The sequence below is a fragment of the Bacillus sp. FSL K6-2865 genome, assembly GCF_040311405.1.
GTDB classification, from domain to species: Bacteria; Bacillota; Bacilli; order Bacillales; family Bacillaceae; genus Bacillus; species Bacillus velezensis.
In genome coordinates, this window is sequence record NZ_CP152036.1 from 2,988,729 (window position 1) to 3,009,088 (window position 20,360).

A 20,360-nucleotide genomic window follows, 5' to 3' on the forward strand; every position below is an offset into this window, starting at 1 on the left:
CGGCCGGCAGGCCGGCTCCTTTTTTATGTCGTCGTGCTGTTTTGATGGATGATCAGCCGGTTTTTGCCATTCCGTTTGGCGATATAAAGCGCCTCATCCGCTTGCTGAACGAGCAATTTCAACGGCATCGGGCCGGTCTTTGACCAGCAGGAAACGCCGCAGGAAATCGTCACGCGCGGCTCGGTATTTTCCCGGATGGCGCGAACCAGCCTTTTAGCGATGCGTTCTCCGGATGACACGTTGATATTCGGCAGATAGACAGCCAGCTCCTCGCCCCCCCACCTCGCAGCGACATCATGCTCACGAATATGGTTCTTCATAACGGAGGCCACCTGAATCAGGATCGAATCTCCCGTTTGATGACCGTATGTATCATTAATATTTTTGAAATTATCGATATCAACGAGGATGAATACACCTCGTTTATGAATTTTCATGCTGTATTGAATTTTCTCATCCAGATAGGTTCTTGAATACAGCTCCGTCAGCTGGTCTGTCTGAACAAGATGCTCAAGCCTGTCGCGCAGCATGGAGTTCGTGACCGCCAATGTCGCATGGTGAATGAGCGCTTGAAAAAGCTTATACATTTCAAACGTAAAAGCATACAAATCCTTTTTCAATAAAATCGCGAACCCGAAGACGGTGTCATTTTCGATCATCGGCACCGCCATCAGCGAGCCGAAACCGTTTTCGCCGAATACAGTCTTTCCGCTGCCGATAAACACGCCCTTTTCTCCCTCGAACAGCTTTTCTTTCACAATGCTGATATAGGGGTTCGCACGTTCTGTCTTAAAAAAAGCGGTATGTCCCGGAAGCAGATTTTGCGTCTCAAAATGATCAATATGAAAAAAAGCCACTTCTTCCGCATGAAACGATTGGGTCATAATGGCGGCGAGCTCCCGCATCGTATCAGTGAGTCTGAGGCGCTGATTCAGCTGGCGCGATGTTTCATTAATGAGCTCCAGATTCGCAATGCTTTTTTTCGATTGCTCATAGAGCTGCGCATTTTCAAATGCTTTTCCCGCTGCGCCCGCAAGCAGCAGCATTTCACTGAGAGTACTGCACGAAAGAACGGCATCCTGCAGCCCCTCCGTCTTCAGAACCCCGTAAGTCCCCTGCTGGCCTTTGATCGGCAGATAAGCAGATGACCTGCCTTTTCTGAGCAGTCTCCCCGATAAATAAACCTTCAGGGCAGACGGATCGGCATCTTTTCCGTCCATATGTAATTCTTTTGCGGGAAGCTGTCTTTCCGTATCCTGGTCCTGCGTGATAAACAGTGAAAAACGGAAAGACCGGAAAGCCGTACTCAAACTTGCCTGCAGTTTTTCCAAAACCTCATTTTGGTCCAAAAGCGAATGGAACATTTCTGTCATTCTGTGAATTTTCCGCTGATGCTTCGTTTTGTCAAACAGCCCGCTTTGTCTCACAGATTGATTGATAAACTGAGTAACGATCTCAGGCAATGATTCCGGGATCGGCAGCCCGCCTTCCGAGCACAGATAAAAGGATCTGCCGGAGGTCTGATTCCTGATCATAAAACGGCCGTCACTCTCTTTCAGCGGAGCATAATGCGGTTCATCTTCTGTTTTTATGGTGAAACGTGTTGATTCTGCCGGTGAAAGGGTCAATGAAAGAGATGTAAAGCAGGATTCTAGAGCTGAGGCCAGCCATAACAGCGAGTCGGATAATGAGACGGATTCAGATTTCGTTAAGAAAAAAGAAAGCATTTTCTGATGAAAGGCCGTCACTTCATCAATTGTTTGTTTTTTCATTTTTATCACCTAAACATGTACTACTCATTTTTGTACATTATATCATAAACCGGCACTCTTCATGGAGAAATGGTTGACGGCGGCGGGGAAAAATCATATAATGTTCTTTGTGTGAAATATTGCAGCCTTTTTGTTCAGCTTCTGTGTTTGCATTTTGTTCCTTAGCTGTAAGGTGTATCGTGTAACTCTCTGCTGCTGGAGCGAGGATACATGAAAACAAAATGTGCACGGTCGGATCGAACAGACGGTTTTTATTTTCCACAAAATAAAACCAAAGGAGGAGTCACATTATGGCTCGCTATACAGGTCCATCTTGGAAACTGTCTCGCCGTTTAGGAATCTCTCTTAGCGGTACAGGTAAAGAATTAGAAAAACGCCCTTATGCACCAGGCCCCCACGGTCCGGGACAGCGTAAAAAACTATCAGAATACGGTTTGCAATTGCAAGAAAAGCAAAAACTTCGTCACATGTACGGTGTAAACGAACGTCAATTCCGCACATTGTTTGACAAAGCTGCAAAAATGACTGGTAAACACGGCGAAAACTTCATGATTCTTTTAGATGCACGTCTTGATAACGTTGTGTACAAGCTCGGTCTTGCACGCACTCGCCGTCAAGCTCGCCAATTAGTTAACCACGGTCACATCCTTGTTGACGGAAGCCGCGTTGACATTCCGTCTTACCAAGTAAAACCTGGTCAAACAATCGGTGTTCGCGAAAAATCAAGAAACCTTTCTATCATCAAAGAATCTGTAGAAGTAAACAACTTCGTTCCTGAGTACCTTACTTTCGACGCTGAAAAGCTTGAAGGTACATTCACTCGTCTTCCAGAGCGCTCTGAGCTTGCTCCGGAAATTAACGAAGCGCTTATCGTTGAGTTCTACTCCCGTTAAGTAAAACGCTCTTTAAAGAGCATTGGATTAAACCCCGGACATGTTGTGATGACAATGTTTCCGGGGTTTTTCTTTTGGGCTGTCAGAATAATGGACAGATGCTCCCTCTCTTTATTAAAAAAAGCCCCGGACAGGGGCTTTTTTTATGTGCCAACTGGCTTTTCAGCTACATGTACATTAGAAAAACCCATTTGACAAGCAGAAGCGATTTTTTACATAATGAATCATCATACCTTACAAAAAAGGAGCGACTGAATGAACAGCATCCCCTCTATCGTCAGCAAACACAAAGCCTATTTTGCGGCGGGGCATACGAGACAGCTAGAATCGAGACTGAACATGCTGCAAAAGCTGAAACAAGCCATCAAAACACAAGAAGCCGATATAACAGCCGCTCTCTATCAGGATCTCCACAAATCCGAACAGGAGTCGTACACGACAGAAATCGGAATTGTACTGGAGGAAATCAGTTTTGTGATGAAGCGGCTGGGAAAATGGATCAAACCGAAACGAGTCAAAACGCCTCTGACTCACCTAGGCTCGAAAAGCATAATTATCCCTGAGCCATATGGAACCGTTTTGGTGATTGCGCCTTGGAACTATCCCTTGCAGCTGGCGCTTTCTCCGTTGATTGGAGCCATTGCGGCCGGAAACACGGTCGTTCTCAAACCGTCAGAATATACGCCGGCGGTTTCCGCTGTTCTTTCCAAACTCATCAGCAGCGTTTTTCCGAGTGACTATGTCGCTATGGCGGAGGGCGGGCCCGACGTCAGCACTGTGTTATTACAGCAGCCCTTTGACTATATTTTCTTCACAGGAAGCGTTGCCGTGGGAAAAATCGTCATGGAGGCCGCCGCCAAACAATTAATTCCCGTTACCTTGGAGCTCGGCGGCAAAAGTCCCTGCATTGTCCATAAGGATGCTGATATACAGCTTGCCGCCAAACGCATCGTCTTCGGGAAATTTACAAATGCAGGGCAAACCTGCATCGCACCGGATTATTTATTTGTCCACCAAGATATCAAAATGAAGCTCACAGAAGAAATGAAGCGTGCGATCAGCGAATTTTACGGCCCTCAGCCTGAACAAAATCCGCAGTACGGCAAAATCGTCAGTGAACGCCACTATCAGCGGCTGCTCAGTTTTCTGAATGATGGCGTCCCGCTTACAGGCGGACAATTTAATCCTGATCACCACAAAATAGCGCCGACGATTCTAGATCAAGTGAAGGATGACTCTCCAGTGATGCAGGAGGAGATTTTCGGGCCGATTCTTCCGCTGTTTACATACGGTGATATCGATGAAGTCATCGAGAAAGTCCAATCACGCCCAAAGCCGCTCGCTCTGTATGTCTTCACCACAAACAAAGAAACTGAGCGCGCTGTTTTAGAGAATCTGTCGTTTGGCGGAGGCTGTATCAATGATACGTTAATGCATGTTGCGACGCCGTATTTGCCATTCGGCGGCGTCGGGGAAAGCGGCATCGGCAGCTATCACGGATTTGACAGCTTTAACACGTTTACGCACAAAAAAAGCGTCGTCAAACAAACGAATCGCTTCGACTTCGCTTTCCGTTATCCTTCTTCCAAAAACGGGCTGCGAATGATTCGGAAAATACTTAAATAAAAAAGCGCAGAGTATCTGCGCTTTTTATAAATCCTCTATACACCAATTAATCGGTTCGTCTCCTAAATTAAACCTATTTTTAAAAGTTCAAATCGAAGTCTAATAGTAAAAATGAACCAACCCAACTGTAGGAAAGGTTAATCCTCATCACCCTGGTGAGTCCTATAATAATTCTCAGCAGTATAAATATTCCATTCCCAAAAAACTTGATCCCTGAGATAAAATATACCTATCTAAGAATATCTCAAAATTAAGTTTCATGGGTTCATACTCAACAAATCCGTGGAACCATAAATAGTTTGGGTCTGTGGACATTTTGGTTTTGTCAATTAACAAATAACATCCGTCTAACAGATGTGCGACGGGAATAAACTGAGGCTTTAAAAAACCATTTTGCATATACTTTTCAATCTCTTCTAAATTAAGAATATGCAAACCCCCACCTACATTCTCACCGTAAATCAACAAATCAAATATTCTGGCTCCGTTATGCAATTTTAAAAAGCTTTTATAATCTTCAGGAAGTGAGACTTTTATTTTCTTCTCAAAACTCTCAATCTCCAGATCTGTTGCACCTTTAGAGAAAGTACATTCTGTTTCTAAAAGAGTTCCTTCATTCCCTAAAATTTTTAAGCGGCCTTTTTCATCAATTAATTCTTTTAGACCTTGGAGCGTTTTTTCAACAAAAACTGCCATTGAAGCACCTCTTACTTATTAATATTTATCCCACCAAGGATTTAATAGGTTTTGGTGCATATCACGAGGGAGAGGGTACAAATTATTAAAATTATTCTTTCCCCCATACTTTAGCGGAAGCACATGGTGAATATCGAATGAACTCCAATTCCACTTTGGATCAACTTTGTCTTTTTAGGATAATACGACTTTGAATATGATTTACCTACTTTAATGTCTTTTCCTAAAAATTCTCTGTTATGGAGAAAAACCCTTCCGTATTTTCCGCTATAAGTGTTACTTTCATATAAATCGTTTCTGGCTTCAATGACTATAGGCTTTTCGCCAACTATGCTTGCTATTTTAATTGTGGTTGTGTGGATTTTTTGTTGGGGTCATATATTGTTGTGTAGGACATCGTAACTAAGCTAGCTGCTTTAGTGTGCGCTTTTCTTCTTTTTTCTCAACGTCTGGCACATTAACAATGTTGTTTTCTTCTTTGGCTAAGGGGTTCTTATAGGTTATCATTGTGGCTATCCTGTTTGGCAAGTTGTCGTGCCTCCTTAATGATGGAAGCCTGGCCATCATTATTGCTCTTAGCCACTCCATTCTTATCTACTGTTAAAGTTTCTTTTTCTTCAAAGGTTACTGGTTTTGCTAATCCAAACGGGTGCTCTTGTGTTGCTTTCGTTTGCGGCGAAAATCCAATAGCAATCAATAGAGTTGCGACAAGTAAACAGATTGAGTTTTTTAACAACCTCATACAAATCCTCCTTCATTTGTTTTCTGGTCTATCATACTATATTTTTACTTTTATTTAAACAATTTGAAAATTAACCCTGCTCCCTTTAATAGGAGTTCCTTTTTGAGAAGTCCTAAAGTAACTGTTTAGTAGAGATTCGCGCTTTGCTTTTGTTTTAACCCTAAATGCCGTCAGGAGTCATGGATTGCATATGCCGTTTGTGAGCCATATACGCCGTTAATAAGTTCTTTACCTTTTTATCTAGGCAATGATGGAGATCTGCTGACAAGCCTAAATCCGAACTGAATTCCTGTAGTTGCGCTGCCATGTCTTTTTTATGGATAATAACAGGGTTGAGATTTGGCACCCTTTCAGCCGCACACCTCCCATTCTTTCCTAATTCCTCTAAGGCTTGACTAATTATTTTATGTAATCCCTCCAATCATATTCTTTCTAAACTGCCCCCGTACTCAGTCGTTAACCGCCAATCGTTTATCCCGAGATTTACCGGACGCAGTTTACAGAGAACATAAAACTTTTTTCATTACTCGAGAGACGAATACTGCCATAACTTTCTGGGAATATTTGATTTGTAAGAGAATACTGCTGCTGTACCACCCATAGCCTCCTACTGTGTTGACTCGCTTAACAGTTGGAGGCTTTTGTCCTTAAATTTAAAGCACCCTCCCCTGCGGGAAAGCGCCTGCCTGTTTATTACCTATTACCATAATACCTTATATAAAAAAATTAGATGAGTTTGCTTATATTTTAAATTTCTTCATCCTTCTAAAGCTGTATATTAAGCTCTATAAGCTTTTTTAAGTCATTCGCATTTCTTGTTTAATATGGAGATTTAAACCACTTATCTAATTTAATTTTTTGAGAACAATAGAAGCGTTTACGTTTGTTTGCGTTCCCCCTGCTAAAGTTTGAAGAGTAACTGCTGCTGCAGAAGTATGATTTACAAGAGTAAGAATGTCACCTGCTGCTAGAGTAATTATGGCCTGACCATTGTTCTGTTGAGTACCAGCTCCTGAACCGTAAACTGTGTTCGTCACCGGCCCTCCATTTACAAATAAAGTGAATTGGTTAGGCTCTACACCCGAGACTGAAAAAGTGACCTCGTAATCTCCTGGAGTGGTTACTATAATTTGAGCTGTTCCAGGGGCATGTGTAATGCCAGCAGTAGTGATTCCAGTTGAGTCAAAAATTACCGGAGCCTCTATAGCTACCGTTTCTGCACTTAGATTGTACACATAAGCATATTCTGATAGCCCAGATCCTGTGGCTCCGGTTGCTCCGGTTGGACCGATATCTCCTGTGGCTCCGGTCACTCCAGTGACTCCCGCCGCTCCAGTTACCCCGGTCGCTCCCGTGGCTCCGGCTGGTCCGGCTGGTCCGGCTGCTCCGGTGACTCCGGCTGGTCCGGCTGCTCCGGTGGCTCCGGTGGCTCCGGTTGGACCGATATCTCCTGTGGCTCCGGTGGCTCCGGTGGCTCCGGTTGGACCGATATCTCCCGTGGCTCCGGCTGCTCCCGTGGCTCCGGCTGGTCCCGTGGCTCCTGTGACTCCGGTTGGACCGATATCTCCTGTGGCCCCGGTCACTCCTGTGGCTCCCGCCGCTCCAGTTACCCCGGTCGCTCCCGTGGCTCCGGCTGCTCCCGTGGCTCCGGCTGGTCCCGTGGCTCCTGTGACTCCGGTTGGACCGATAGCTCCTGTGGCCCCGGTCACTCCTGTGGCTCCGGCTGGTCCGGTTGGACCGATATCTCCTGTGGCCCCGGTCACTCCAGTGACTCCCGCCGCTCCAGTTACCCCGGTCGCTCCGGTGGCTCCCGCCGCTCCAGTTACCCCGGTCGCTCCAGTGACTCCCGCCGCTCCAGTTACCCCGGTTGCTCCTGTGGCTCCGGCTGGACCGATAGCTCCTGTGGCCCCGGTCGCTCCGGCTGGTCCGGCTGGTCCGGCTGGTCCGGCTGGTCCGGCTGGTCCTGTAACCCCTGGAATCCCTCGCAACCCTCGTAATCCTCGTTGTCCTACAATAACTTTTGTATAACAGATGGGACAGCAGTTACAGCAGTTTGGTTTCGGTAGTTTTTGTTTACATTTAGGGCATCTTCTATGCTGATCATAACCCATCAGCTGCTCATCTCCCTTAATGATTAATATATCATTATAATATGTTTAATTTATAAATAAGTGAGCACTAGTTTGATCCTCATTAAGTTTGTCAGCTGATCTTATATTATTTATCAATTTCTGTTTATAAATAACTCTTCACATTATTGTAATCCCTATTTGAAATCGATGGGGACGCAGAAATATTTTGCCTTCCAGTCTACACTGCGGATTTTATCTGTTTCAACAATAAAAATTACATATTTGGCAAAAGATCTTCTCTTTGATGCGTCTGACCGTTTCGCGGGAAACGCCAGAATGCAGAGCGATTTCACGATATTTCACCCCGTCTACTACAAAGACAGTCCTGTGTTTCTCGTCAACTATTTCTTCAGTAGCTCAATCAAGAAAATCAACAATAGATTCACATTTCCAGAGCCATTTTTCTCGGCGGTCCACTTGGCGTAATTCTGCCTGACGTTCGCCCTCTGATCCCCTCGGCATCCCCGCTTCATCTTAAATCGATTCTCAGATAAAAGAGCATCCCCCAACCTTTTGTTTAATATCAGTAAGCATAGATACACCCCCTCCCTATACTGCTATCACAAAACCCGAATATAAAAATCCCATTGTATCCTGAAACTTTCATTTCTATCAGTTCTTATTTTTAATTTTAAAATACCGATTCCTCTTTTTGCTTTTGCCGCTCGTAAACTAGCAAATAAGCGTTCATCCTGTCTTTAAACTTCTTTTACAAGTAAAAGGTCGGCGTCTCTTCCGGATTATGCAGCCGTACCGTTTTTTTCTCACACACCAAAAATCCGAGCAGCAGGATAAGTGAGCAATAAACTCGCGGGCCATGTGTTTTTAACATGCGGCACTTATTTCATTCGATAATTAAGCGAGTTGAGACAAAAAGTGGTTTTCCTCTACAGAGTGATTCCTCAGCAACCCTTCCTTGCAAGAGAATAAAAAAAGCACCCAGTCCGGATGCTTCATACATTAAAATCATCGGCCTTCCTTCTTCAATCACACCATACTCAGCTGCGGTTCAAATAATTCATAGTGAATGGATTCCGACGGTGTATTGAATTCAGAAATCAGCTTTTTCATTTCTTTAATGAATGACGGTGATCCGCACAGGTAAAAATCAGCATCTTTATCTGTCATCACTTCTTCTAACAGCTGTTTGTCAATCCGGCCTTCCCGAAAACGAATGTTTTCTGAACGGTCTTGTTCGGACGGCTCGCTGTAAATAAAGAGGGTGTCAACGGATGAGTGTTCCGCGGCTTCTTCAGCTTCATGCCGCAACGCATGATACTCTCCGCTCCTTGCCGCATGGATAAAGAGAACGTTTCGCTGCGGCTGGGTTTTGGCAACCGTCTTTAACATGCTGATCATCGGGGTAATTCCGACACCGGCACTGATGAGAACCAGATTCTTTTTGGAATCAGGGTCTAATACGAAATCCCCGGCCGGAGCGCTGATCTCAATTGAATCCTTTTCGTGTAATTGGTCATGCAGATATGAAGAAACAATTCCGTCTTTTTTCACGGAAATCCTGTAATAATCCTTACCGGATACATCCGACAAACTGTACTGGCGGATATGCGTATAACCCGTGTCCGGAATGTATACTTTTACACTGATATACTGTCCCGCTTTGAACTCGGGGAGAACTTGTCCGTCTTCCGGTTTTAAATAAAACGACGTTATCTCCTTGCTTTCTTTTACCTTTTTATCAATTTTAAACGCCTTATAGTCTTTCCAGCCGCCTTTTTGCGTTTCCGCTTGTTCATACATGTCCTTCTCAATTCCGATAAAAGCGTCTGCAATGACGCCGTATGCTTTTTCCCATGCCTGAATGACCTCAGGAGCAGCCCCGTCTTTTAGCACATCCTTTATCGCGATTAACAAGTACTTTCCAACGATTGGGTAATGCTCGGGTTTAACACCGATACTCCGGTGTTTATGGCTGATTTGTTTGACGACGGGAACGATGTTTTCCAGCCGGTCAATATTGGCTGCGGCTGCAATCACAGCATTCGACAAGGCCGTACGCTGTGTTTTTTTCTTTTGATTCGTCTGATTAAAGATATTCAGCAGCTCAGGGTGATGCTGAAACAGCAGGTCATAAAATCGGCCTGTGATTTCTTCACCATGCTCTTCTAAGACCGGCACTGTGCTTTTAATGATTTCAATCGTTTTTTCATCGAGCATTCTGAAATCCCCCTAAAGATGTATGCATCTCGATTGACCTGAGAAAAGAATCGTTTTTGAATTCTTTTTTATAGATTTCCCCGTTCAAAAAGGGTTAGCCATTCCAATATGAGGCGGATTCAGGAAAAACCAGAAAAACGAAATTGTATATGAAAAATTGTGGACTTGCCATGGTGTACTTGTCCGATGCAAAATCCTCCTTTTCAGCATTTAATAAAGTACGGGAGGTGAGATGAATGGGTAAAAAATCGAAAGTGTATTACTGTGACCCTAAGTATATTGTGACTGACAAGTATACTGACAAAGAAGTGGTTTACGTCCATCCCATCAAACACATTAACAGAGAGCATATCCGTTATGTTCCCCGCCACGTTTATAAGGAAGAAACAATTCACGAAGTCATTGATCCGGGCGATCCGGGGAAATGCGGGTGTAAAAAGCAGAAAAAAAGACGCAAAAAGTAATTGGTTCGATTTCTTGCCTTATCTCAGGTTAAACACGTAAGTTTAAACAGACCTCCGTACCTTTTGGCTCCTCTTTTTCAGAGGGGTCTTTTTTCATAAGCAAATACGTTGTGAGGCGGGAATCTGCCTGATATTCTTGTCATATACAAATTCACAGGAGGCATGATGTATGAGCAAAAAAATCGCAGTTCTGATGACAGATCAATTTGAGGATATTGAATATACAAGCCCGGCGGAAGCATTTAAAGAAGCGGGCCACAGTGTGGTGACAATAGATTTGGAAGCTGGGAAAGAAGTGACGGGCAAGCACGGTGAGAAAGTAAAGATCGATCAAGCGATCTCAGACGCAGACGCCAAGGAATTCGATGCGTTATTGATTCCCGGAGGCTTTTCACCGGATCTTCTGCGCGGAGATGACCGCCCGGGTGAATTCACTAAAGCATTCGTGGAAAATCAGAAACCCGTTTTCGCGATCTGCCACGGCCCGCAGCTGCTGATTGATACCGACCTTCTTAAAGGAAAAGATATCACGGGATTCCGCAGCATCCGCAAAGATTTAATCAATGCCGGCGCACATTATAAAGATGAGGAAGTCGTCGTGAGCCATAACATCGTAACAAGCAGAACACCTGACGATTTGGAAGCCTTTAATCGTGAATCATTGAACCTGCTGAAATAAGAGAAAAAAAGCACAGACCCGTTCAGTCTGTGCTTTTTTTATGGACTTTTCACCGGCTCTCAAAAAACACCATCAGTTAGACTATTCTCCGGCCCATCCATCATAAGTAAAATAAAAAGAGAATGTTTTAAAACCCGACAGGAGGTTCGCTATGTGGATGATCATTTTGCTGCTTATCATTTTAATCGGTTTTACCGGTAATATCGTCTCGCTTTTGAGAGCGCAAAAACACGCATCTCAAAGAATAATTGAGCTTTTAGAAAAGCAAAGCCGAAAATAATCTGTTAGCGCTGTGTTACCCATAATAGTAATAATAATTCCGGCAGATTTCCTGAAATATGATTTGATGCCCTTTCTCGTTCGGATGAAGACCTTCTGACATGCACATGCTGCGGAAAGCGGGATTATATGGGTCGATGAGATCAGTATCAAATAGATCGGCATATGGTACAGAGAGGAGTGTGCAGGCTTCTTTTTGGGCTTTCACATAGTCAGCCAGCTTCAGGCCCAGTTTATTTTTATCAGTATCACGGCGGACGATTTTTCCTTTTGACATTTTTGCTTGTCTCGTTGGGGTCACCACAATGATGCTCGCGCCTTTATTTCCGCTTCGCAGCTGCTGAATCACTTGGCAGAAGCCTCCGTAAAATGTGGTGATATCCTTTTCATCTGTGCCGATGGGAATGTGGTTGCACCAATCATCATCTGTTCCCTGGACAATGATGACATCATGTCCCTTTGTTTTAAGCGCTTGCTGATAAATGTTATCGCTTCCGTTGTTGCTCATATTAACGCCGCTGACAGACAGATTGGTTATTTCAGCGTTTGTCCGGTCTTTGAGAATGTCACCAAAGCCGTATTCCGCACGCAGCCCCCGGGCGACGCTGTCACCTAAGATCGCGATTTTCGAAGCCTTCCGCAGCCTGCTTATGCTGATAAAGTCAACGCTGATATGCCCGCTGTCCGTGATATGCAAAAGCTTGCTGCTGATGTTTGGCAAAGAGACTGTCTTTCCTTCAGAGTTATAAAAATCCTCATTCAGCTTCATTCGGCGTCATCCCTTCCTTTTTATTCTCCGGCATCTTTTTTGACATAAAAAACGGACACGAACAAACAGCGCCATGTTGTCAGTTCAGTGTCCGCAGATGATGATACTGGATCTTTTATGCAGTTCTCTTGCCATTATAGCAGATCCCCGTTACTTGTAATAGAGTCTGCAGTCAGCATTTAAAACAGCGTTTGCGGCTACGTTTTTGATGAGACCGTCTGCTGCGGGAACGGTGTGTCCGGCGATGCGTCCGTCTTCTGCTGCGGGAACGGTGTGTCCGGTGATGCGTCCGTCTTCTGCTGCGGGAACGGTGTGTCCGGTGATGCGTCCGTCTTCTGCTGCGGGAACGGTGTGTCCGATGATGCGTCCGTCTTCTGCTGCGAGAACGGTGTGTCCGTTTTCTGCTGCGGGAACGGCGCGAACATTTTTTAGAAACCGGTTCTTGGTATAAATACTCCCCTAAACCTTCTCTTTCCGCAACGGCAACTCCATGTTCAATTTCTTTAACAGAAATAGCGTTCAATTCTGTTCACCTCCCTTTTTCTTTACAACATAACGTATGAAATGAACCCCTCACGTGTATAAGCTTATCTCTCATATGAGCGAGAAATAGTCATTTATACAACAAAAAGACCCGTGGGAACGGGCCTTTTGCAGGCATTTTGCCGGGAACAAACGCAAACTTAAGATCGATTTATTTCTTCCTCTCGCTCTCCGGCTCGGGGTGAATCATTACCTGTGCTTGTTTGAATTCATTCGTAATATCTCTTTCAATGCGGTCACACAGGTCATGCACGTCTTTAATCGTCACGTGAGAGGCTACGACCAGGTGAAAATCAATATACTCCTGCGGGCCGGAGCGTCTTGTACGAAAATCGTGAATTTCAATAAATTCCTGTTGAAATGTTTCAATAATCTTTAAAATTGTTTTTTCTTCCTCTTCCGACAAACGGGTATCAATCAGCGGCGGGAATGCTTCTTTCATTAACTTAAACGCTTCATATATGATATACACCGCCAGCACCATACCTATAATGGGATCAAGTATGTACCACTCCGTTACGGTAACGACCAAAAGGCTTGCCGCTACGCCTAATGATGTGTACACGTCAGTCAGTAAATGCAGGGCATTTGATTTCATTGCCACGGAATTAACCTTTTCGGCTTCTCTTTTTACGAACTTCGAAACGATCAAATTAATGAGAGCCCCCGCAAGCATCACAACAATTCCCAATACAGGCAGATGAACCGGCGCCGGGTTCACCAGTTTTTGAACGCATTCATATATCATCCAAATCCCTGCCGCAAAAATCAGAATCGTCTCGATAGTCCCCGACAGATTCTCGACTTTTCCATGACCGTACGGATGCCCTGTATCAGCCGGCTTTTTTGAAATCCTGACGGAGATAAAGGCAATGAAGGCGGCGATCAAATCTAAAAAAGAATGAATGGCTTCAGAAAGTATCGCGACAGATCCGGTTATGATCCCCACCACTATTTTGAGCATGACGACCAGGGAATTGCTTATAACCGATAAAAAAGCGATTTTAGAGGTGTTTTCCACCGTGATCCTCCTCTTTTTAACTTCTTGAATTTATCGTATCAAACGGCATTCGTGTGGGTCTACGGCAACGTTTTTCACAAAAGCCATACATGTAACTCACCATAAACTAAGTTGGAAAGCGACAAAACAGGCGCACCTTTCTTTCAGCACTCAAGTCCCATTGACAAGATATAACCGCTTACATTATAGTAGTTTCATGAATAACCACTACGGAGGATGTTTATGGAGGATGTTCTGAAAGAATTACAGAAGTTTGGATTTTCTCAATATGAATGTAAAGCATATATCGGCTTGTTGAAACACTCGCCTGTTACCGGATATGAAATCAGCAAAAGGTCAGGCGTCCCCCGCTCAATGATCTATGAAGTATTGGGGAAATTAGTTGATAAAGGCGCTGTCCATATTGTGCCGTCTGATCCGGTTACATATGCTCCGCTTGCCGGAAAGGAATTAATCGACCGGCTCCGGCACGATTTCGAGAGCTCATTCGGCTACCTTGAGGAAAAGTTATTGGCACTGGAAAGCGAGCAGGAGATGAATGTCATCCGCCGCATCAGCACGAATGATCATGTCATCAATGAGATGAAGGATATGATTGAAAAAGCCGAGGAAGAGTTGTGGCTGTCTGTCTGGGAACAGCAGATTCCCTTTATTCAAGAAGCCGCTAACAAACGCGCCGCCGAACAATTGCCCGTCTTTTCGATTGTGTTCGGCCCTCCGGAAGTGAAGCTCGGAAATACGACAAATCATAATATGTCTCCTGAAGTGGCGGAGAAACGGATGGGCGGAAGATTAACGATAGCTGCCCGCGATAATAAAGAAGTCTTAATCGCCAATTTTTCTCCGCAGACGAATGCCTGGGCCATTAAATCAGAAGATCCCGCTCTCGTTCTCGTGGCCATGGAATATATGAGGCACGATCTGATGTTCGCGGAGCTTGTGAAAGAAGTCGGGGCTGAGAAAGTTGAAGGCCTGATGAAACAAAACCATTCGTTATTTCATGTCGTCACCGGAAATCGGTTCATATAAATGTGAACCGTATTTTCTTTGATTTTTTCATTAGTCGTTATCATTATAATCTCTATGAAAGGAGTATAAAAAATGATTAACACAGAAGTGCAAAAAACCGCCGTTTCCCGGGAAATGAACGATACGTTTTTACAGGGGGTGCGGGATTGTGTGCCTACGCTGCTGGGCTATATGAGCATCGGTTTTGCTTTCGGCATCGTTGGCGTTGCCTCTCATCTAAGCATTCTTGAAATTTGTTTGTTATCTTTGTGTGTCTATGCCGGCGCCGCCCAATTTATTATTTGCTCGCTCCTTGTTTCCGGGAGTCCGATTTCCGCCATTATTTTAACGACGTTTATCGTCAATCTGCGGCACCTTCTGCTGAGCCTGACCATCGCGCCGTATTTCACGAAATACTCTTTGGCGAAAAATATCGGCTTCGGGGCTTTGCTTACTGACGAATCTTTCGGAGTAGCGGTGAACAAAGCGGCTCAGAACGGCAGGTTATACGATAAGTGGATGAACGGCCTCAATATAACCGCTTACATGTGCTGGGTTATTTCCTGCGTGATGGGCGGGCTTCTCGGACAATGGATATCTGATCCTTACGCGCTCGGCCTGGACTTTGCTTTGCCCGCTATGTTTGCGGCGCTGCTTGTGCTGCAATTGCAATCGTCCGCTTCGGAAAAGCTGAAGCACAGCCTCTCCTTAATTCTCTATATGATCATTTTTATGGTCTTGTTATCGTATTTCGTCCCGTCACACATCGCGGTCATCGTCTCAACCGTGATTGTGGCAACGATCGGGGTGGTGACGGACAAATGAGCATCAGCACACAAATGATCTGGATTATACTCGGCTGCATGATTGTTACACTTGTGCCGCGCATTGTTCCGTTTATATTTGTCCGGAACATTCAGATGCCTGAGTTGGCTTTAAAATGGCTCTCCTTTATTCCGCTTTGCATTTTGACGGCTCTGGTAACGGAAAGCATGATTGTGAAAACAAACAGCGCTTTGACCTTTGATTGGAAAGCAATGATCGTTCTCATCCCGACATTGCTTTGCGCGATGCGGACAAAAAGCTTATCCATCACGGTCATCACAGGAGTCGTGCTGATGGCCGCCGTCAGGCTGATATGGTGACAATCAAAAGCCTCCATTCCGCAGAATGGAGGCTTTCCCTTTATGATGTCGGATTTTCTTCTTCCGTCTCTGATTCCTCGGCTTTGGCTTCGGCGTTTATGCTTTGCTGCTGTTCCCAATGATCCCGCTGCAATCTTTCTTTTGCGATGGTAAACATGAAATTCACGGCGCAGCACCCCTTCCCTGTTTTGCTTATACTATGTACTGTACTCATTTCCCCGTGCAGTATTCACAAAACATAAAAAAGCAGCCTGCCGCATTGAGCGGCCGGACTGCTTTTTATTTTCAGTACGTGATCAGGAAGTATTTTTTCTTTCCGCGGCGCAGTACGGTAAATTGATCTTCAATGCGGTCTTCCGCAGTCAGAAGATGCCCGATGTCCGTCTGGCGCTCGCCGTTAATGTAAACAGCTCCGTTTTGAATGTCTTCGCGGGCCTGCCGTTTTGAAGGCGACAATTTAGATTCCACAAGCACGTCTACTAAAGACAGTTCTTCAGAGCGGTCTTTTTCAAACGAAGGTACATCTTTAAATCCTACCTTGACGTCTTGAGCGGAAAGCTCTTTAATATTGCCGCTGAACAGCGCCTGGGAGATATGAACGGCCTGCTCAAGCGCTTCGCGGCCGTGTACAAGAACAGTCACCTCTTCAGCGAGACGTTTCTGCGCTTCTCTTTTCTCAGGAGCCGTCTCCGTTTTTTCAGCATAAGCTTCAATTTCCTCTTTTGATAAGAAAGTAAAGTATTTTAAGTATTTGACGACGTCACGGTCATCTGTATTGATCCAGAACTGGTAGAATTCGTACGGCGATGTTTTTTCTTTATCAAGCCAAATGGCGCCGCCTTCCGTTTTGCCGAATTTCGTGCCGTCAGCTTTTGTGACGAGCGGAATGGTAAGACCGAAAGCTTTCGCCCCTTCTTCTTCTGATTTTCTGATCAGTTCAAGACCGGCCGTGATGTTGCCCCACTGGTCACTGCCTCCGATTTGGAGTTTGCAGTTCTTTTCTCTGTACAGATTCAGAAAATCGTAGGATTGCAGGATCATGTAGCTGAATTCCGTGTAAGAAATTCCGGTTTCAATTCTTGAGCTTACAGTATCTTTCGCAAGCATGTAGTTAATTCCGAAGTTCTTTCCGACGTCACGGAGAAATTCAATAATGCTCAGCTTTCCGATCCAATCAAAGTTGTTCGCTATGACAGCGGGGTTTTCTCCGGCCTCGAAATCTAAAAATCGGGAAAGCTGATTTTTAATTTTTTGCGACCATTCGACAACGATATCCTGAGTATTTAACGTACGTTCCGCTTTTTTGCCGCTCGGATCGCCGATCAGTCCCGTCGCGCCGCCTACAAGCGCAATCGGATGGTGGCCTGCAAGCTGGAAACGGCGCAGTGTCAATATCGGCAGAAGGTGTCCGATGTGCAGGCTGTCAGCCGTCGGGTCAAACCCTGAGTATAAACGGATTTTTTCCTCGTTCAGCTGTTTATTCAGTCCTTCTTCATCCGTCATTTGCTGGATTAAGCCGCGGAATGATAAATCCTCTAATAAGTTAGTCATTTTGTCTGCTCCTTTGTTTATGAAAATAAAAAACGCCCCTTCGTTTAAAACGAAGGGACGATATAATCGCGGTACCACCCTACTAATAAAAGCATAAAAAAGCTTTTATCACTCTTTTTGATAACGGACCGTGTCCGTTCTTTCACTACTGAAAGCCTTGGAATGGCTTTGTTCGCAAAAGCGGTTCATGAGTGTATTCGGCATATCTTATGTGCTGATTTTCACCGGCCATCAGCTCTCTTGAACAATCAGATACCCTACTTGTCTCAATCAAAACCTTTTCGTATGAAGCTTACTCATTTTTAACATAAATAAGATACGATGTCAACGTCGGCTTTAATCTTCCATTGTGGACAGGTCGCCTGCCGGCAGATTCAGCTCCCACGCCTTCAGCACACGTCTCATGATTTTTCCGCTCCGTGTTTTCGGAAGTTTATCTTTGAATTCAATTTCCCGCGGTGCGGCATGCGCGGCAAGCCCCTGTTTTACAAAGAGGCGAATGTCCTCCTTCAGCTGATCGGATGGCTCATGCCCTTCTCTGAGCGCGATAAACGCTTTAATAATTTCTCCCCGGACAGGGTCCGGCTTTCCGATGACGCCGGCTTCGGCAATCGCCGGATGTTCAACAAGTTTGCTTTCGACTTCAAACGGGCCGACGCGCTCGCCGGATGTCATGATGACATCATCGACTCTGCCTTGGAACCAGAAATAACCATCTTCATCCATATAAGCAGAATCTCCGGAAACATACCAGCCGCCCGGCATGAAATAAGAATCATATTTCTCTTTGTTGTTCCAAATGGAATCCATCATCGACGGCCAGCCCTTTTTAATGGCGAGATTTCCCATTCGGTACGGCGGAAGCTCATTTCCCTGATTGTCAACGATCGCCGCTTCCACTCCCGGAATCGGTTTCCCCATTGAACCCGGCTTGATCTCCATGCAAGGATAATTGCAGATGAGCTGTCCGCCCGTTTCTGTCATCCACCACGTGTCGTGGATGCGCTTGCCGAATACTTTATGTCCCCACTTGATGACCTCGGGGTTCAAAGGTTCTCCGACACTCAGGACGTGACGAAGTGAAGTAAGGTCAAATCTGGATGCCATTTCATCTCCGGCGCCCATAAGCATTCTGAAAGCCGTCGGAGCGCTGTACCAGACGCTGACACCGAGCTTCTCAATCGTGCCGTACCAGTTTTCCGGACTGAATCTGCCGCCGACGATCACATTCGCCGCTCCGTTCAGCCACGGCGCAAATATCCCGTACACCGTCCCGGTCACCCAGCCCGGGTCCGCAGTGCACCAGTAAATATCGTCTTCTTTAAGATCAAGCACCCACTTGCCGGTCTGGTATTGCTGAATCATGGCTTCATGAACGTGGAGCACACCTTTAGGCGTTCCGGTAGATCCTGATGTGTAGTGAAGCAGGTAGCCGTCTCTTCTGTCCATCCATTCGATATCAAGTCTCGTGCTTTCTCCCTCAGCCGCTTTATCATAATGAATGATTTTATCTCCCGCTTCTTTGCTGCCGCCGACAATGAAAATATGCTCGAGGTCGGGCAGGCTGTCCGCCGGAATCCGTTCGGCCAGTTCAGGTGTCGTCACGACAACCTTTGCCTGGCTGTTCAACAGGCGGTCTTTGACGGCGCCTTCCATAAACGCTTCAAATAAAGGACCGGCGATCGCACCGATTTTAATTGCGCCGAGCATGATAAAGTAAAGCTCCGGCGAACGCGGCATGAAAATAAAAACGCGGTCCCCTTTTTCCACGTTTCCATACCGTCTCAGTACATTTCCCGCCCGGTTCGATTCCTCCATCATTTCTTTAAATGTGTATTTTTCATCCCGGTTTGCGTCCTTGTAATACAGCGCTACTTTGTTTTTTCGAAATGATTCGGCATGACGGTCAATCGCTTCGTACGCCGCATTCAGCTTCCCCGTCTGATGCCAGGAAAATGCCGCTTCGACCTCTTTCCAATCGAAGCTGCGGTACGTTTCCTCATAATTTCGCAGATGATAATTCCCCTTTTCCGCCGGCAGCGCTTTCAAATTCATGCAACATCCCCCTTTGCTTATCTATAGACTAATTATAGTAGATGTTCACAGTTTTCTCAATTTTTAAAATATAAATTACAACACTATTGAAAACGCTTTATATTTTGTTATGCTTAAAAGAGATGTGTTTTTATTAAGAACCGACAGGCGGTGAATCAGTGAAACATCATAAAACGTACCATTCTTCATCAATTCAGACAGCAGCCGGCCCTCTTTTAGTAGAAGGGCCCGTTCCTCCAGAGGACCTAGCACAGTATGAGTTTCATGAAGGCCTGACAGCCTTTCGCCTTCCTCATGAACAGCACAAAGCGTTAATCGAGATCGCCGGGCTTCCTGAAGGGCGGATCATTATTGCCAGGGACGGACAGACGATTATCGGCTATGTGACGTATTTATATCCTGATCCGCTTGAACGGTGGTCTGACGGAAATATGGAAGACCTCCTTGAACTCGGGGCGATCGAGGTCGCTCCCGGCTACAGGGGCTGTTCTGTCGGAAAAACTTTGCTGACAGTCAGCATGATGGATGAACAGATGGAACGGTACATCATCATGACGACGGAATATTACTGGCATTGGGATTTAAAAGGAATGAAAAAAGATGTGTGGGAATACAGAAAGATCATGGAAAAGATGATGAATGCCGGGGGTCTTGTCTGGTTCGCAACGGATGAACCGGAAATCAGCTCTCATCCGGCCAATTGTCTGATGGCCCGCATCGGCAGGCACGTCAGTCAGGAGTCAATTGAACAGTTCGACAGGCTTCGTTTTTATCAGCGATTTATGTATTGACTGACATACAAAGGGG

Annotated in this window: 19 protein-coding genes, 1 pseudogene and 1 other annotated feature; of the genes and pseudogenes, 9 read left to right on the plus strand and 11 right to left on the minus strand. The window is 45.3% G+C overall.

Going from position 1 to position 20,360, the window contains the following annotated elements:
• Positions 1 to 23 precede the first annotated feature (23 nt).
• Complete coding sequence (locus NYE42_RS14680; protein ID WP_352426557.1) at positions 24 to 1,772, minus strand: diguanylate cyclase; 1,749 nt, start codon at positions 1,770 to 1,772, stop codon at positions 24 to 26.
• Positions 1,773 to 2,062: 290 nt separating this feature from the next.
• Between NYE42_RS14680 and rpsD the strand changes: the two genes are divergently transcribed.
• Positions 2,063 to 2,665: a 30S ribosomal protein S4 gene (rpsD, locus tag NYE42_RS14685; RefSeq protein WP_003152406.1), complete on the plus strand. Its 603-nt coding sequence runs from the start codon at positions 2,063 to 2,065 to the stop codon at positions 2,663 to 2,665.
• Between the two features lie 255 nt (positions 2,666 to 2,920).
• Positions 2,921 to 4,291, plus strand: a complete 1,371-nt coding sequence (locus NYE42_RS14690) for an aldehyde dehydrogenase (RefSeq protein ID WP_063094550.1) — start codon at positions 2,921 to 2,923, stop codon at positions 4,289 to 4,291.
• Between the two features lie 137 nt (positions 4,292 to 4,428).
• On the opposite strand, the pseudogene NYE42_RS14695 reads toward NYE42_RS14690, so the two are convergent.
• From NYE42_RS14695 to hmpA, 4 genes and pseudogenes are all read right to left on the minus strand, one after another.
• Positions 4,429 to 4,987, minus strand: a pseudogene (locus NYE42_RS14695) (SMI1/KNR4 family protein).
• Between the two features lie 493 nt (positions 4,988 to 5,480).
• On the minus strand, positions 5,481 to 5,729 hold the full coding sequence (locus NYE42_RS14700; protein ID WP_352426558.1) for a hypothetical protein: 249 nt from the start codon (positions 5,727 to 5,729) through the stop codon (positions 5,481 to 5,483).
• 845 nt (positions 5,730 to 6,574) lie between these two features.
• Positions 6,575 to 7,717, minus strand: coding sequence for a collagen-like protein (locus tag NYE42_RS14705; protein WP_352426559.1), 1,143 nt, complete (start codon positions 7,715 to 7,717; stop codon positions 6,575 to 6,577).
• A 1,131-nt stretch (positions 7,718 to 8,848) separates the two neighbouring features.
• A complete protein-coding gene (gene hmpA / locus NYE42_RS14710) occupies positions 8,849 to 10,039 on the minus strand; it encodes an NO-inducible flavohemoprotein (protein ID WP_352426560.1) in 1,191 nt (396 codons plus the stop codon).
• A 236-nt stretch (positions 10,040 to 10,275) separates the two neighbouring features.
• Here hmpA and NYE42_RS14715 point away from each other — a divergent pair, with 236 nt between their 5' ends.
• From NYE42_RS14715 to NYE42_RS14725, 3 genes are all read left to right on the plus strand, one after another.
• Entirely contained in the window at positions 10,276 to 10,503 is a 228-nt protein-coding gene (locus NYE42_RS14715) for a hypothetical protein (protein ID WP_007408759.1), read from the plus strand.
• A gap of 169 nt (positions 10,504 to 10,672) precedes the next feature.
• Entirely contained in the window at positions 10,673 to 11,182 is a 510-nt protein-coding gene (locus NYE42_RS14720) for a type 1 glutamine amidotransferase domain-containing protein (RefSeq protein WP_007408760.1), read from the plus strand.
• A gap of 151 nt (positions 11,183 to 11,333) precedes the next feature.
• Positions 11,334 to 11,462, plus strand: coding sequence for a hypothetical protein (locus NYE42_RS14725; protein WP_007408761.1), 129 nt, complete (start codon positions 11,334 to 11,336; stop codon positions 11,460 to 11,462).
• A 15-nt stretch (positions 11,463 to 11,477) separates the two neighbouring features.
• On the opposite strand, the gene NYE42_RS14730 is transcribed toward NYE42_RS14725, so the two are convergent.
• From NYE42_RS14730 to NYE42_RS14740, 3 genes are all read right to left on the minus strand, one after another.
• Entirely contained in the window at positions 11,478 to 12,230 is a 753-nt protein-coding gene (locus NYE42_RS14730) for an SGNH/GDSL hydrolase family protein (RefSeq protein WP_007408762.1), read from the minus strand.
• A 197-nt stretch (positions 12,231 to 12,427) separates the two neighbouring features.
• Entirely contained in the window at positions 12,428 to 12,655 is a 228-nt protein-coding gene (locus NYE42_RS14735) for a hypothetical protein (RefSeq protein ID WP_144464219.1), read from the minus strand.
• 269 nt (positions 12,656 to 12,924) lie between these two features.
• Positions 12,925 to 13,794 (minus strand): cation diffusion facilitator family transporter, encoded by an 870-nt coding sequence (locus tag NYE42_RS14740; RefSeq protein WP_014418648.1) that lies wholly within the window; start codon positions 13,792 to 13,794, stop codon positions 12,925 to 12,927.
• Between the two features lie 222 nt (positions 13,795 to 14,016).
• On the opposite strand from NYE42_RS14740, the gene NYE42_RS14745 reads away from it, so the two are divergent.
• The 3 genes from NYE42_RS14745 (at position 14,017) to NYE42_RS14755 (ending at position 15,947) form a co-directional block, all read left to right on the plus strand.
• Positions 14,017 to 14,823 carry a helix-turn-helix domain-containing protein gene (locus NYE42_RS14745; protein WP_007408765.1) on the plus strand — a complete coding sequence of 269 codons (807 nt, stop codon included), beginning with the start codon at positions 14,017 to 14,019 and terminating at the stop codon, positions 14,821 to 14,823.
• Positions 14,824 to 14,895: 72 nt separating this feature from the next.
• Positions 14,896 to 15,627: an AzlC family ABC transporter permease gene (locus NYE42_RS14750; protein ID WP_003152395.1), complete on the plus strand. Its 732-nt coding sequence runs from the start codon at positions 14,896 to 14,898 to the stop codon at positions 15,625 to 15,627.
• On the plus strand, positions 15,624 to 15,947 hold the full coding sequence (locus NYE42_RS14755; RefSeq protein ID WP_007408767.1) for an AzlD domain-containing protein: 324 nt from the start codon (positions 15,624 to 15,626) through the stop codon (positions 15,945 to 15,947). The genes NYE42_RS14750 and NYE42_RS14755 overlap by 4 nt, the downstream gene beginning before the upstream one ends.
• Before the next feature lie 40 nt (positions 15,948 to 15,987).
• Here the strand turns inward: NYE42_RS14755 and NYE42_RS14760 are convergent, their stop codons facing one another.
• The 3 genes from NYE42_RS14760 to acsA form a co-directional block, all read right to left on the minus strand.
• Positions 15,988 to 16,113: a hypothetical protein gene (locus NYE42_RS14760; protein ID WP_007408768.1), complete on the minus strand. Its 126-nt coding sequence runs from the start codon at positions 16,111 to 16,113 to the stop codon at positions 15,988 to 15,990.
• Between the two features lie 119 nt (positions 16,114 to 16,232).
• Positions 16,233 to 17,498, minus strand: coding sequence for a tyrosine--tRNA ligase (gene tyrS, locus NYE42_RS14765; RefSeq protein WP_007613147.1), 1,266 nt, complete (start codon positions 17,496 to 17,498; stop codon positions 16,233 to 16,235).
• 50 nt (positions 17,499 to 17,548) lie between these two features.
• Positions 17,549 to 17,781, minus strand: a binding site (T-box leader).
• Between the two features lie 53 nt (positions 17,782 to 17,834).
• Positions 17,835 to 19,553, minus strand: a complete 1,719-nt coding sequence (acsA, locus tag NYE42_RS14770; protein WP_031379294.1) for an acetate--CoA ligase — start codon at positions 19,551 to 19,553, stop codon at positions 17,835 to 17,837.
• 158 nt (positions 19,554 to 19,711) lie between these two features.
• On the opposite strand from acsA, the gene NYE42_RS14775 reads away from it, so the two are divergent.
• Positions 19,712 to 20,344, plus strand: a complete 633-nt coding sequence (locus tag NYE42_RS14775) for a GNAT family N-acetyltransferase (protein ID WP_015240397.1) — start codon at positions 19,712 to 19,714, stop codon at positions 20,342 to 20,344.
• The last annotated feature ends 16 nt before the right edge of the window (positions 20,345 to 20,360 follow it).